The organism is Kitasatospora sp. NPDC096140 (genome assembly GCF_040303045.1).
In the GTDB taxonomy this organism is placed as follows: domain Bacteria; phylum Actinomycetota; class Actinomycetes; order Streptomycetales; family Streptomycetaceae; genus Kitasatospora.
This window is the reverse complement of sequence record NZ_JBEOUW010000016.1, coordinates 142,228-155,687: the sequence shown is the minus strand read 5'-3', so window position 1 is coordinate 155,687 and position 13,460 is coordinate 142,228. Positions and strand designations below refer to the sequence as shown.

The 13,460-nt window shown below is 73.5% G+C and carries 14 protein-coding genes; 6 read left to right on the top strand and 8 right to left on the bottom strand.

Translation table 11 applies throughout. The features are described from left to right. Nucleotides 1-170 precede the first annotated feature (170 nt). From ABT048_RS19075 to cobU, 4 genes are all read right to left on the bottom strand, one after another. Nucleotides 171-1,673 (bottom strand): leucyl aminopeptidase, encoded by a 1,503-nt coding sequence (locus ABT048_RS19075; RefSeq protein ID WP_350522569.1) that lies wholly within the window; start codon nucleotides 1,671-1,673, stop codon nucleotides 171-173. Between the two features lie 258 nt (nucleotides 1,674-1,931). Continuing rightward, nucleotides 1,932-2,723 carry an adenosylcobinamide-GDP ribazoletransferase gene (locus tag ABT048_RS19070; protein WP_350522568.1) on the bottom strand — a complete coding sequence of 264 codons (792 nt, stop codon included), beginning with the start codon at nucleotides 2,721-2,723 and terminating at the stop codon, nucleotides 1,932-1,934. 140 nt (nucleotides 2,724-2,863) lie between these two features. After that, nucleotides 2,864-3,988: a nicotinate-nucleotide--dimethylbenzimidazole phosphoribosyltransferase gene (locus ABT048_RS19065; protein WP_350522567.1), complete on the bottom strand. Its 1,125-nt coding sequence runs from the start codon at nucleotides 3,986-3,988 to the stop codon at nucleotides 2,864-2,866. A 28-nt stretch (nucleotides 3,989-4,016) separates the two neighbouring features. After that, entirely contained in the window at nucleotides 4,017-4,589 is a 573-nt protein-coding gene (gene cobU / locus ABT048_RS19060; RefSeq protein WP_502894032.1) for a bifunctional adenosylcobinamide kinase/adenosylcobinamide-phosphate guanylyltransferase, read from the bottom strand. 109 nt (nucleotides 4,590-4,698) lie between these two features. On the opposite strand from cobU, the gene ABT048_RS19055 reads away from it, so the two are divergent. Then, the gene (locus tag ABT048_RS19055; RefSeq protein WP_350522566.1) at nucleotides 4,699-4,899 is read left to right on the top strand and encodes a hypothetical protein; all 201 of its coding nucleotides are present in this window, start codon (nucleotides 4,699-4,701) and stop codon (nucleotides 4,897-4,899) included. Nucleotides 4,900-4,912: 13 nt separating this feature from the next. Here the strand turns inward: ABT048_RS19055 and ABT048_RS19050 are convergent, their stop codons facing one another. After that, nucleotides 4,913-5,623 (bottom strand): methyltransferase domain-containing protein, encoded by a 711-nt coding sequence (locus tag ABT048_RS19050; RefSeq protein WP_350522565.1) that lies wholly within the window; start codon nucleotides 5,621-5,623, stop codon nucleotides 4,913-4,915. A gap of 188 nt (nucleotides 5,624-5,811) precedes the next feature. After that, nucleotides 5,812-6,411, bottom strand: coding sequence for a DUF3043 domain-containing protein (locus ABT048_RS19045; RefSeq protein WP_350522564.1), 600 nt, complete (start codon nucleotides 6,409-6,411; stop codon nucleotides 5,812-5,814). Nucleotides 6,412-6,712: 301 nt separating this feature from the next. On the opposite strand from ABT048_RS19045, the gene ABT048_RS19040 reads away from it, so the two are divergent. Further along, on the top strand, nucleotides 6,713-7,516 hold the full coding sequence (locus ABT048_RS19040; RefSeq protein WP_350522563.1) for a PspA/IM30 family protein: 804 nt from the start codon (nucleotides 6,713-6,715) through the stop codon (nucleotides 7,514-7,516). A gap of 37 nt (nucleotides 7,517-7,553) precedes the next feature. Continuing rightward, nucleotides 7,554-7,847, top strand: coding sequence for a PspA-associated protein PspAA (gene pspAA, locus ABT048_RS19035; protein ID WP_350522562.1), 294 nt, complete (start codon nucleotides 7,554-7,556; stop codon nucleotides 7,845-7,847). 100 nt (nucleotides 7,848-7,947) lie between these two features. Here pspAA and nadA read toward each other — a convergent pair whose 3' ends face one another. Beyond that, nucleotides 7,948-9,132, bottom strand: coding sequence for a quinolinate synthase NadA (gene nadA / locus ABT048_RS19030; RefSeq protein ID WP_350522561.1), 1,185 nt, complete (start codon nucleotides 9,130-9,132; stop codon nucleotides 7,948-7,950). Between the two features lie 220 nt (nucleotides 9,133-9,352). Between nadA and ABT048_RS19025 the strand changes: the two genes are divergently transcribed. The 3 genes from ABT048_RS19025 to ABT048_RS19015 all read left to right on the top strand — a co-directional run bounded on the left by ABT048_RS19025 (nucleotide 9,353) and on the right by ABT048_RS19015 (nucleotide 12,445). Further along, nucleotides 9,353-10,276: an NADP-dependent oxidoreductase gene (locus ABT048_RS19025; protein ID WP_350522560.1), complete on the top strand. Its 924-nt coding sequence runs from the start codon at nucleotides 9,353-9,355 to the stop codon at nucleotides 10,274-10,276. A gap of 140 nt (nucleotides 10,277-10,416) precedes the next feature. Next, the gene (locus ABT048_RS19020) at nucleotides 10,417-10,881 is read left to right on the top strand and encodes an Lrp/AsnC family transcriptional regulator (RefSeq protein ID WP_350522559.1); all 465 of its coding nucleotides are present in this window, start codon (nucleotides 10,417-10,419) and stop codon (nucleotides 10,879-10,881) included. A 196-nt stretch (nucleotides 10,882-11,077) separates the two neighbouring features. Next, the gene (locus ABT048_RS19015; protein ID WP_350522558.1) at nucleotides 11,078-12,445 is read left to right on the top strand and encodes a pyridoxal phosphate-dependent decarboxylase family protein; all 1,368 of its coding nucleotides are present in this window, start codon (nucleotides 11,078-11,080) and stop codon (nucleotides 12,443-12,445) included. Nucleotides 12,446-12,516: 71 nt separating this feature from the next. On the opposite strand, the gene ABT048_RS19010 is transcribed toward ABT048_RS19015, so the two are convergent. Next, entirely contained in the window at nucleotides 12,517-13,365 is an 849-nt protein-coding gene (locus ABT048_RS19010; RefSeq protein ID WP_350522557.1) for a GNAT family N-acetyltransferase, read from the bottom strand. Nucleotides 13,366-13,460 lie beyond the last annotated feature (95 nt).

The following is a 13,460-nucleotide window of genomic DNA, read 5'->3' as shown; positions in this document are numbered from 1 at the left end:
CCGCGGTGTTCGCCGCGGTCTCTTCCGCACTGTGGAACAAAGTTTCGCCCGCAGCGAACAGGTGTGCGCAGCGCCGTTCCGGCCTACTCGCAGGTAACCCGGCGGGATCGACCGGAACGCCGACGGGGCCCGGCGCGTGTGCGCCGGGCCCCGTCGGAGCGGGTGCCTGATCAGGCCTTGCCGTTCGCCGTCCGCTCGGCGAAGCGGACCAGGGTGCGCACCGCGCTCGCGGTGCCGCCCTTCGGGGTGTAGCCGAACGGGGCGCCCTCGTGGAACGCCGGGCCGGCGATGTCCAGGTGCGCCCAGTCGATGCCCTCGGCCACGAACTCCTTCAGGAACAGACCGGCCACCAGGCCGCCGCCCATCCGCTCGCCCATGTTGGCCAGGTCGGCGATGGTCGACTCGGTCATGCCCTTGCGCAGGTCGGCGGGCAGCGGCATCGGCCAGGACTGCTCGCCCGCCTCGCCCGCGAGGGCGTGCAGGTCGTCGCGCAGCTCGTCGCTGTTGGACATCACGCCGAAGGTGCGGTTGCCCAGGGCCAGCACCATGGCGCCGGTCAGGGTGGCCACGTCGACGATGACGTCCGGGTTCTCCTCGCCGGCCCGCACGATGGCGTCGGCCAGCACCAGACGGCCCTCGGCGTCGGTGTTCAGCACCTCGACGGTCTTGCCGCCGTACATCCGCAGCACGTCGCCCGGGCGGGTCGCGGTGCCGGACGGCATGTTCTCGGCCAGCGCCAGCCAGGCGGTCACGTTGACGACCAGGCCCAGGCGCTTGGCGGCCACCACGGCGGCGAACACGGCGGCGGCGCCGGCCATGTCGCACTTCATGGTCTCGTTGTGGCCGGCCGGCTTCAGCGAGATGCCGCCCGAGTCGTAGGTGATGCCCTTGCCGACGAACGCCAGGGTGGCCTTGGCCTTCGGGTGGGTGTAGGCCACCTTCACCAGGCGGGGCGGGTTCGCCGAGCCGTTGCCGACGCCCAGCAGGCCGCCGAAGCCGCCCTTGGTCAGCGCCTTCTCGTCCAGCACCTCGACCTTGAGGCCGTGCTCCTTGCCGGCGGCCTGGGCGATCGCGGCGAAGCTCTTCGGGTTCAGGTCGTTCGGCGCGGTGTTGACCAGGTCGCGGGCGCGGTTCATCTCCTCGCCGATCGCGGCGGCGCGCTCCACGGCGGCCTTGGCGTCCTTGCTGCCCTTGCGGGCGGCCAGCACGATCAGCTCGCCGACCGGCTCCTTGCCGTTGCCGTTGCCCTTGTACGTGCCGAAGGCGTACGAGCCGAGCAGGCCGCCCAGCGCGACCGCCTCGACCTCCGCCGGGGACTCGGCCGGCAGGGCCAGCGCGACCTTCTTGGCACCGGCCAGGGTGCGGGCGGCGACACCGGCGGCGCGGCGCAGCGCCTCCAGCTCGTAGCCCTCCTCGACGGCCTCGCCGAGGCCGACCGCGAGCACGAGCGCGGCCTTCAAGCCGGCGGGGGAGGGGACCTTCACGGCCTCGCCCTCGGCGCCGGTCGCGCCCAGGGTGGTGAGGACCTCGGCCAGCTTGCCCTCGAACGCCTCGTTCACGGCCTCGGCACCGGGGGCCGGCACGATGCCCTTCGGGCCCTTGGCGACACCGACCACCAGGGCGTCCGCGCGCAGCGAGGCGGCGGAGGAGGTGCTCACAGACAATGCAGTCACGTAATGCGTCCTGTTCTTTCGCGGTCCACGGCCGGTCACGGCGAGACTGCCGCACCGGCGCAGCCCGCCGTCGCAGGCCGTCCGCCGGCGGGGCCTGCGGGTCCGGGCCCCCTGGCTGCGCGCACCCGCCGGAGCGGCCGCGCACACCAGAGGCCCCGGCTCCTCGGTACGCGCCGGGCGGGCAGGACCTGCCACGGTGCAGGGCTGCGGTGCTCCACGCATGGTAGTCCGCATGGTGGGATCACGCGCCGTCCGGTGTCAGCCGAGCAACGCCAGGGCGAACAGCGTGCCGGTCGCGGCGGTCTCCGCCATCGCCCCGAGCACGTCCCCGGTGATCCCGCCGAACCGCCGCACGCACCGCCCCAGCAGCAGCCGGGCGCAGCCCACCCCGAGCACAAGGGCCAGCGGCAGGCGGAGGGTTGACCATCCGTCGAACAGTCCGAGTGCGGCCAGTACGAGTGCCGCGCCGACCGTCGCGGCGGCGGCCGCGGCGGGTGTCACCGTGCTCGCCACCATCGCGCCCAGCCCACCCGGCCGGGCGGCCGGCACCGACCGCAGGCAGCCCCAGGCGAGCGCGCACCGGGCGGCCGTCGCCGAGGCGAGCACCGCGAGGGCGCCGCGCAGGGGCGAGTGCCCGAACTCTCCGGCCAGCGCGGCGACCTGGCCCAGCAGCACCAGGACGAGGGTCAGCACGCCGAACGGGCCGATGTCGGACTGCTTCATGATCCGCAGCGCGTCCTCGGCCGGTTTGCCGCTGCCCAGGCCGTCGGCGACGTCCGCGAGACCGTCCAGGTGGAGCCCCCGGGTCAGGGCGGCGAGCACCCCCACCGCCACGACCGCGCCGAGCGGCCCGCCCGCGCGCCAGGCCACCGGCGCTCCGGCCGCGGCCGCCACGGTCCCCAGCACCAGCCCCACCACCGGGGCCGTCACCATCGCCCGCGCGCCCGCGGCCCGGTCCCACCGCTCGACCCGGACCCGCAGCACGGACAGGGTCCCGAACCCGAACCGCAGTCCGTCCCCCCAGCTGGCCCGACCGGCGCGGTCCGTCATCGCCCGACTCCTTGAACGTGAAGAAAGCCCCCGCTCGAAAACGGGGGCGCCTCCGCGCCCCGAGGGGGTACGGAGGACTTGTGCGAAGCGGAAGGGCCGTCACCCGAGCACTGACGGCCGGCCGCACGTGCTTCCCGTGTCTAGAGCCGCCGCAGCAGGTCCGCCGCCGAGGGCAGCTTCGGCGGCTCCTGGGGCTCCCTCGGCGCCGCCGGCACGTACGGCTTCGGCGCCTCGTCCGCGAGCGCGTCCCCCGCGGCCTGCAGCAGCGGCAGCGCCAGCAGTGCGCCGACGCCCTCGCCCAGGGTGATCCCCTGGTCCTGCAGCGGCGTGAGGGTCAGTCGGTCGTACGCCTTCGCCTGCGCGGGCTCGCCGCTGGACTGTCCGGCCCGCCACCACTCGGGCGCCCGGAAGGCGATCCGCTGTGCGACCAGCGCGCAGGCCGCCGTGACCACACCGTCCAGGACCACGGGCAGCCGTCGCACGGCCGCCTGCAGCAGGAAGCCGGTGATCGCCGCGAAGTCGGCCCCGCCGGTGGCGCCGAGCAGTGCCAGCTGGTCGCCGAGCACCGGCCGGGCCCGCCGCAGCGAGTCCCGGATGGTGGCGCACTTGACCATCCACACCCGGTCGTCGATCCCCGAGCCGCGCCCGGTCACCGCCGCCGCGTCCGTTCCGCACAGCGCGCCGACCAGGACGCCGGCCACCGTGGTGGAGCCGACGCCGAGGTCGCCGAGCAGCACCAGGTCGGTGCCGGCGTCGGCCTCCTCGTCGGCGACGGCCATGCCGGCCCGGAAGGCCCGGGCGGTCTCCTCCGGGGTGAGCGCGTCCTCGACGTCGATCCGTCCGGAGCCGCGGCGGATCCGGTGGGCGACCACGTCGTCGGGGAAGTCGGCCGGGTCGGTGTCCACCGCGACGTCGACGACCCGCACCCCGGCGCCGTAGCGCGCGGCCAGCCTGGCCACCGGCGCGGTGCCGTCCAGGACGGCACGCACCCGGGCCGCGGTGCCGCCCTCGGCGGGCATCCGGGAGACGCCGAGCGCGGCCACTCCGTGGTCGGCGGCGAACAGCAGCACCTTGGGCGCCGAGACCGGCCGTACCGGGGAGTGTCCCTGGACGGAGGCGAGCCAGCTGCCCAGCTCCTCCAGCTTGCCGAGTCCGCCGCGCGGGCGGTCGGCCGCCTGCCAGCGTTCGTCGGCGGCCCGCCGGGCGCTCTCGTCGGGGCGCTCGACGAGCGAGGAGAACGTATCGAGATCCACGGTCGTGTCCATCGTCCGGAAGGCTACACGCCGCAGATGTTCAGCCCGTGGCTGGCTTGACCGTCAGCACCTGCCCGGCCACGACCAGCAGGACCCGCTCCGAGGCGTCGGCCACGGCCATGTTGAGCCGGCCCAGGGTGTCGCGGAAGCGCCGTCCGGCGGCGGTGGCGGGGACGACGCCCATGCCGACCTCGTTGCTCACCGCGACGACCGTGCGTCCGGTGGCCTCCCAGGCCCGCGCCAGGGCCTCGCAGCGCCGCTGCACCGCGGCCTCGCCCCGGGCCGCCCAGGCCTCGTCGTCCCAGGCGTCGCACTCGTCCATCACGGAGGTCAGCCACAGCGCCAGGCAGTCGATCAGCACCGGCGCCGGGTCCGCGGTGTCGGCGAGCGCGGCCTCCAGGTCGCAGGTCTCGGCGGTGCGCCAGCTCGCGGGCCGGCGCTCGCGGTGCAGCGCGACCCGCTGGGCCCACTCGGCGTCGCCGTCCCGGGTGCCGCCGGTGGCCACGTACAGGACGTCCGGCCGGTCGGCGAGCAGCTGCTCGGCGCGGGTGGACTTGCCGGAGCGGGCGCCGCCGAGCAGCAGGGTGCGGGGGAGCGGGGGGAGGGTCGCCATGCCGCCCATCCTGCCGGACGAGGCATACGGAAGATCGGGCCGGGCAGGCTAAGGTGCGCAGCAACACAGCAGCCGGCACGGGCAGTGTCGTCAGTGGGAGGAGCCTGGCATGGCGTGGACGTGGCGGTACGAGAAGGCGGACGGCAGTGCGGTGACGCCCGGCGGTGGCCAGGAGGAGTTCGCCGGCCAAGGGGACGCCGAGACCTGGATCGGGGAGTCCTGGAAGCAGCTGGCGGAGGACGGCGTCGACACCGCGGTGCTCCTGGAGGACGACCGGGTCGTCTACGCGATGAGCCTGCACGCGGAGTGAGCCCCGCGGGGCGCTACTTCGCCCCGATCACGTGCAGCAGCGCGGCGACCTGCCGGTAGGGGTCGGTGCGGCCGGCCCGGTCCTCGGCTTCCAGCAGCTGGGCCAGCTGCCGGCCGTCCACCGGCGGAGCCGCGTCGTCGGGGGCGTTGTCGGTGAAGACCCGCACGCCGTACCAGTGCCGGACGGGTACCGACACCTCGGAGAGGGTGACGGAGAGGTCGGCGAGCCGGTCGGCGCGGGCGGCCAGCCCGAGCCGGTTGTAGTACCGGTCGCTCTCGAAGGCGTGCAGCGCGGCCCGCCAGTCGCCGGCGGCGGCGGGCCGCAGGGCGAGCGCGTCGCGGTTGCGGACCAGCAGTGAGAGCAGTCCGCCGGGCGCGAGCAGCCGGGCCAGCGAGGCGATCATCGGGTCCGGGTCGGGCAGGTACATCAGGACGCCGTGGCAGAGCACGACGTCGAAGCTGCGCGGGCCGAACCAGCGCCCGCACTGGTGGCCGTCACCACTGAGCAGCTGCATCCGGCCGCGGACCTCGGCGGGCTCCTCGGCGAGCGCCCCCTGGGCGACGCCGAGCGCGACCGGGTCCGAGTCGATCCCGGTGACGTAGTGGCCGGCCCGGGCCAGCCGCAGGGCCTGGGTGCCCTGCCCGCAGCCGATGTCCAGGACGCGCTGTTCGCTGCGGCCGGTCAGCTGCTCGGCGAGCTGGCGGGAGACGAGTTCCTGACGCACGTAGTTGCGCAGTCCGCCGAGCCGCTCCAGCCAGGCGGCGGTGCCGCCGGCGAAGGACCCGCTGCGCGAGGGCAGCCGCCGCTCCTGGGCCAGCCGGTCGTGGCCGCCGTGGCCCTGCCCCGGGAGCGCGTACAGGCCGGGCCCCTCCCAGGAAGGCGGGGCCCAGCCCGAGTCGACCGGCTCGGCGGTCAGGGCTTCTCCCCGCGCCGCACCTGCGGCTTGGGCAGTCGCAGGCGGCGCATCTGCAGGGTGCGCATGATGCCGTAGGTGACCGCGCCGCGGGTGTTCTCGTTCGGGAAGCGCTCGGCGAGCTGCTTGCGCAGGCCGAGGCCGAGGCGGACGAAGTCCAGGATCACGAAGACGAAGAACATCAGGAACAGCAGCGTGGAGAGCAGCTGGATCTGCGAGACCTTGATGATGCTGAGCACCAGGATGACCACGGCGGCCGGGAGGAAGAACTCGGCGAGCGACCAGCGGGCGTCGACGTAGTCGCGGGCGAACTTGCGCCCGGGGAGCTTGTCGCGCTGCGGCAGGTGGCGCTCGTCGCCGTTCATCAGCGCCTGGCGCTGCTTCTCGCGCTCGGTCCGCATGCGGTCGCGGGCCTGGCGGCTGGCCTCCTTGCGGTCCTTGGGCACCGTCACCCGGCCGCGCCGGTAGGCCTCGGCCTCGTTGCGCTTGGGGGTGGGGCGGCCCTTCTTGGCCTCGGGGTGGCGGGCCTGGGCTGTCTCGTCCTGCTTCTCCAGCACGGTGGCGGAGGCGGCGGCATCATCTGAACGGCGTCGGAACACACCACCAGCGTACGGGGTGCGGAGCCGGTTCCACGGGTGCCCTCGGAACCGAACGCATATCGATACCGCGAGGCAGCGGCCCGAACCGGGTTTCCCGGGGACTTCCCGTAGGGGATCAGTCGGATGGACTATGGGGGGGATGAGAGGCGGATCCACCCGGGGGAGGAGGAAACGCCACTGGTCGCTGTAGCAGTCTTGTTGCAGGCAGGTGCACTGCGGCGACGGGCTCGCTGCACATACACTCGTCGTGTCTGGTAACGAGATAGAGACCGCAGGCCGGAGAAGGGGGCACCCGAGGCCCATGAGCGACGGAATCATGAAGCGTATGGGGCTGATCTTCCGCTCCAAGGCGAACAAGGCCTTGGACCGGGCGGAGGATCCGCGTGAGACGCTCGATTATTCGTACCAGAAGCAGCTCGAACTGCTGCAGAAGGTGCGTCGTGGTGTCGCGGACGTCGCGACCTCGCGCAAGCGCCTCGAACTCCAGCTGACCCAGCTCCAGCAGCAGTCGGCCAAGTACGAGGACCAGGGTCGCAAGGCGCTGTCCCTCGGCCGCGAGGACCTCGCCCGCGAGGCGCTGACCCGCAAGGCCAACATGCAGTCGCAGATCACCGATCTGGAGACGCAGTACCAGCAGCTCCAGGCCGAGGAGGAGAAGCTCACCCTCGCCTCCCAGCGGCTGCAGGCCAAGGTGGACGCCTTCCGCACCAAGAAGGAGACCATCAAGGCGACCTACACCGCCGCCCAGGCGCAGACCCGCATCGCCGAGTCCTTCTCCGGGATCTCGGAGGAGATGGGCGACGTCGGCCTGGCGATCCAGCGGGCCGAGGACAAGACCGCCCAGATGCAGGCCCGGGCCGGCGCCATCGACGAGCTGCTCGCCTCCGGCGCGCTCGACGACGCCAGCGGTCTCGGCCGCAAGGACGACATCGAGGCCGAGCTGGAGCGCGTCGCCGGCGGGTCCGACGTCGAGCTGGAGCTGGCCCGGATGAAGGCCGAGCTCACCGGCGGTCCCGCCGCGGGCCCGGCCGCGATCGAGCAGGGCAAGCCGGAGGCCCAGCCGCAGCAGCAGCAGGACACTCCGCGCATCAACTACAACAAGTGATCTGAGCTCGACCCCACGAACCAGGGAGACGCACGGCATGATCATGAGGGTCATGGGTGAGGGGCAGTTCGAGGTGGGCGAGGCTCACCTGAACCTGCTCAACGAGCTCGACGCGGAGCTCGTCACCGCAGTGGACTCGGGGGACGAGGAGCTCTTCCGCCGGGCGTACGGCAAGCTGCTGGACGCGGTGAAGCAGTACGGCACCCCGGTGCCGCTGGATTCGCTGGAGCCGTCCGAGCTGATCCTGCCGAGTGCCGACGCGACGATCAACGAGGTCCGCGAGCTGCTGATGGCCGACGGCGAAGGTGTGATCCCGGGCTTCCCCGAGTAACCCTGCGGCTGCTGCCAGACAGAAGGGCGGGCCCCCTCCGGTGGGAGGGGGCCCGCCCTTCTGCCGTCCGCCCGCCCGGGGCGGGCGGGCGGCGGCCCGGCTACGGCAGGGCCAGCATCCGGTCCAGCGCCGCCTTGGCGTGCTTCTCGGTCTCCGGGTCGACGGTGATCACGTTCGGCACCCGGCCCTCGACCAGCGACTCCAGCGCCCAGACCAGGTGCGGCAGGTCGATCCGGTTCATGGTCGAGCAGAAGCAGACCGTGCGGTCCAGGAAGACGATCTCCTTGTCCGGGTGCGCCTTGGCCAGGCGGCGGACCAGGTTCAGCTCGGTGCCGATGGCCCACTTGGAGCCCGGCTCGGCGGCGTCCAGCGCCTTGATGATGTACTCGGTCGAGCCCACCATGTCGGCGGCCGCGACGACCTCGTGCTTGCACTCCGGGTGCACCAGGACGGTGACGCCGGGGATCCGCTCGCGGACGTCGTTCACCGAGTCCAGGCTGAACCGGCCGTGCACCGAGCAGTGGCCGCGCCAGAGGATCATCTTCGCGTCCCGCAGCTGCTCGGCGGTCAGCCCGCCGTTCGGCTTGTGCGGGTTGTACAGGACGCAGTCGTCCAGCGAGAAGCCCATCTCGCGCACCGCGGTGTTGCGGCCGAGGTGCTGGTCGGGCAGGAAGAGCACCTTCTGGCCCTGCTCGAACGCCCACTCCAGCGCGCGCTTGGCGTTGGAGGAGGTGCAGATGGTGCCGCCGTGCTTGCCGGTGAAGGCCTTGATGTCGGCGGAGGAGTTCATGTACGAGACCGGGACGGTCACGTCGGCTATGCCGGCGTCGGTCAGTACGTCCCAGCACTCGGCGACCTGCTCGGCGGTGGCCATGTCGGCCATCGAACAGCCGGCCGCGAGGTCCGGCAGGACGACCTGCTGGGCCTCGGTGGTGAGGATGTCCGCGGACTCGGCCATGAAGTGCACGCCGCAGAAGACGATGTACTCGGCTTCGGGGCGGGCCGCCGCGTCGCGGGCGAGCTTGAAGGAGTCGCCGGTGACGTCGGCGAACTCGATCACCTCGTCGCGCTGGTAGTGGTGGCCGAGGATGAAGACGCGGTCGCCGAGCGCGGCCTTGGCCGCCCGGGCGCGCTCGACGAGGTTCGGGTCCGAGGCCGGGGGGAGGTCACCGGGGCACTCGACGCCGCGCTCGCTGTTCGGGTCGGCCTCGCGGCCGAGCAGCAGCAGAGCGAGCGGCGTCGGAGTGGGGTCGACGCCGGAGGTCTCGGTGATGGTGGTGGTCACGGGCGGGTGCCCTTCTGTGCGGCCGATCAAGCGGTGAAGCCTTTTCGTCTAACTGACGCTATCTATGATAACCGGTTGGTGTCGGAGTGACGATGGCCATCCTGTCGATGTGACGAGAACCGCTCGCCGGATCGGACCCCCGGAGCAGCCGGATGCCCGGTTTGGGGGAGTCCGGGCGTGTCCGAATCGATACTTCGAAGCTCCTGGGTATGGCTGGGCCATGAAAGCTATCGCGATCAACCGCTACGGCGGCCCCGAGGTGGTCGAGTACACCGACCTGCCCGACCCCAAGGTCGGCCCGGACTCGGTCCTGGTGGAGGTCCGGGCGGCCGGAGTGAACCCGGTGGACTGGAAGGTCCGGGACGGCGCCCTGGACGGCCTGCTCGACGCGCACTTCCCGCTGGTCATGGGCTGGGACGCGGCCGGCGTGGTCCGCGCGGTCGGCGGCGGCGTCACCGAGTTCGCCCCCGGCGACGAGGTGTACGGCTACGTCCGCAAGGACACCGTCGAGCACGGCACCTACGCCGAGCTGGTCTCCGCCCCGGTCCGCACCCTGGCCCGCAAACCGGCCGCGCTGGACTGGGCGCAGGCCGGCGGGCTGCCGCTGGCCGGGCTCACCGCGCTGCAGAGCCTCAGGGCGCTGCGGCTCGCGGAGGGGGAGACCGTCCTGGTGCACGCCGCGGCGGGCGGGGTCGGCCACCTGGCGGTGCAGCTGGCCCGGGCCGCCGGCGCCCGGGTGATCGGCACCGCGGCCGAGCGCAACCACGACTACCTGCGCGGCCTCGGCGCCGAGCCGGTCGGCTACGGCGAGGGGCTGGCCGACCGGGTGCGCGCACTGGCCCCCGGCGGCGTGGACGCGGCCCTCGACCTGGTCGGCCGCGGCGCCGTCCAGGTCTCCGCGGGCCTGGTCGCCGACCCGGGCCGGATCGCTTCGATCGCCGACTTCGGGGTCAAGGCCCTCGGCGGCCGGTACGTCTGGGTCCGCCCGGACGCCGACGGCCTCGCCGAGCTGGCCGCGCTCGCCGACGACGGCCGGCTCACCGTGACCGTCGCCTCCACCTTCCCGCTGGCCCAGGCCGCCTCCGCCCAGGCGCTCAGTGCGGAGGGCCGCACCCGGGGAAAGATCGTCCTCCTGGTGGACTGACGGTCCGCGGTACCCGTCATTCCTCGGCGGTGAACTCGTTCGGGTCATCCGCCAGAATGGGTGGCGAACCGTTTCGGCAATACCAGCCGCCGCCGCGACGGGCCGCCGAACCCTCGCACGATCCGTGGAGCCCCGCACCGATGACCAGCAGCCGAGCGCACGAGGTGGTCGGGGCCGACCTGGACGAGACCGACCGGCTCCTGCTCGCCCGGCTCGGCAGCGACGGTCGCGCCTCGTACGCCGAGATCGGCGTGCAGGTGAACCTCTCCGCCACCGCCGTGCGCCGCCGGATCGACCGGCTGCGGGCGCGGGGCGTGGTGCGGGGCTTCACCGTGGTGCTCGACCCCGCCGTCCTCGGGTGGCAGACCGAGGCCTTCGTCGAGGTCTACTGCCGCGAACGCACCGCCCCCGAGGAGATCCTCGCCAGCCTCCGCCAGTTCCCCGAGGTCGTCGCCGCCTGGACGGTCACCGGCGACCCGGACGCCCTGGTGCACCTGCGGGCGGCCGACATGCGCCACCTGGAGGCCGTCATCGAACGGATCCGGCGCGAGCCCGGAGTCCAGCGCAGCCGCTCCTCGGTGGTCCTCTCCCAGCTGATCGGCTGACGCCCCGGGCGGTACGCAGGAATCCTGCGCGGACCGGCCCGAAGACGCTCGAAACCTGCCTGACCAGCCGCGTTCCGACGCGCGGCGGAGCACTCCGGCTGCCTACGCTGATCACGTCCGGTCGTCGCGGTGACGCCCCCCGCCGACCGGGCCGGATCCTCACCCCCCGACACCCCACAGCCGAGAGGGACCCGCCGTGTCCGCAGCCCCCGACCGCATGCACCGGCCCGACAACGAACTGGTCGACCTGGTTTTCGACTACATGCGGGAGCGGCTGCAGTACGACCCCGTCCCGCTCGACCACCCCGGTGACGGCGAGCACCTGCGCGCCCAGCTGGCCGGCCTGCTCAACCAGGACGGCAACAACCCGGCCGACGTGCTCAAGCTCTACGACCACGAGCTGTCCCGCGCGGTCATCTCCGCCGACAGCCCGCGCTACCTGTCCTTCATCCCGTGCGCCCCCACCAAGGCCGCGCTGCTGTTCGACATGGTGGTCTCCTGCGCCTCGCTGCAGGGCATCTCCTGGCTGGAGGCGGCCGGCGCGATCGCCGCCGAGAACCAGGTGCTGCGCCTGATCGCCGACCGCGCGGGCATGCCCGGGACGGCCGGCGGCACCTTCGTCTCCGGCGGCTCGGCGGGCAACCTCTCCGCCCTCGTGGTCGCCCGCGACACCGCCCGCCGCCGCCTGGGCGTCGGCCCGGAGGCGCGGCTGCGGATAGCCGTCGCCGACCAGGTGCACTCCTCGGTCAAGAACACCTTCAACATCATCGGCGTCGAGGCCTTCAAGGTCCCGACCGTGAACCGGCGGTTCACCGGCGAGGCGCTGCGCGCCGCGCTGGCCGCCGACCCGAACCCGGAGACCGTGATCGCGGTCGTCGGCACCGGCGGCACCACCAACGAGGGCATCGTCGACGACCTGGCCGGCCTGGCCGAGGTCGCCCGCGAGCGCGAGATGTGGTTCCACGTGGACGGCGCCTACGGCGGCGCGGGCCTCTTCGCCCCGTCGGTGCGCGAGCGCTACAACGGCATCGAGCACGCCGACTCCTTCGTGGTCGACCCGCACAAGTGGCTGTTCGCCCCCTTCGACTGCGCCGCGCTGATCTACCGCAACCCGCAGCTCGCCCGCGCCGTGCACACCCAGGACGCCTCGTACCTGGACGTCCTGCACACCGAGGGCGACGAGTGGAACCCCACCGACTACGCCTACCACCTGACCCGGCGCGCCCGCGGCCTGCCGCTCTGGTTCTCGCTGGCCGTGCACGGCGTCCAGGCCTACACCGACGCCATCGAGGCCGGCCTCACGCTCGCCCGGGAGACGGCGCAGCTGATCCGCGAGAGCGACCACCTGGAGCTGCTGTTCGACCCGCAGCTCTCGGCGGTCTGCTTCAAGCGCAAGGGCTGGACCAACGACGACTACTACCGCTGGTCGCAGCAGCTGCTCGCGGACCAGATCGGCTTCGTCACCCCCACCGGCTGGGACGGCGAGACGGTCGCCCGCTTCGCCTTCCTGCACCCGGGCACGACCATGGAGATGGTCCGGGAGATCCTGGACACCATGGCCTGATCGAGGCTCCCGTCGTACGGCCCCACCGGCTCCCGGTGGGGCCGTACGCCGTCGCGCCCGGGGGACGGCCGCTACAGGAACGCGCCGCTCGGCAGGTACGGCATCGGCGGCCGCATCCCGCGCACCCCGACGAACCCGCCGGCCCGCGGGGTCAGCCCGACCTCCAGCCCGACGTCCAGCGCCCACTCCTGCTCCGCGGTCAGGTACTCCACCCGCGCCTCGACGCCGTCCGGCACCCGGGCCAGCGCCTCGCGCAGCAGCCGGGCGGCGATCCGCTTGCTGGTGGCGGCCAGCAGCCGCACCGCGCCGCCGTCCCGGTAGCAGTAGCCGCTGCCGGCCAGCGCGTCGGCGATCAGCAGCTCCTCGAAGTGGCCCAGCATCAGCTCGTGGTCGGGCCCGTGCGCGGACCCGCGCAGCCGTCGGTCCACCGAGTCCAGCAGGTGCAGGTGGGTGGCGTTGCCGGGGTGCACCGGGATGTCCCCGGGGTCGATCAGGCCGCTCCGGTCCACCCGCCCGGACAGCCGCATCGTCGGGTGCAGGGTGAACCCGGCCAGCCGGTAGCGGCGCGCCGCCGCGGGGGAGTCCGGGGCGCAGACCATTCCGCGCAGGCAGCCCCGGGCGTGCGTCGCCGCCCGCTCCAGCAGCAGCCGCCCGACGCCCTTGCCCTGCGCGGACGGCCGGACGGCGTACAGGGAGGGCGTCCACAGGCCCTCCCGGCGCATCGACAGCACCGCCCCGACCGGCTCCCCGCCGATCGACGCCAGCCAGCAGCCGCCGGGATCGGTGCGCGCCAGGTGCCTCGCCGCGGCCGTCCCCAGCGGCGAGGCACCGGCCACGGCGGGGTCGTCGAACGCTGCGGCGGCCAGTTCCCGGACGGCCTCCGCGTCCGCGGCGGTGTCCTTGACCGGGCGAAGGATCATGGCACCATCCTGGCGTCCGACGGTCCTCAGCGGGGCCGGTTCACCCGGATCCGGGGCTCGGGCGGTGCCCGGTCCTCCCGGGTTGTGCGAGCATG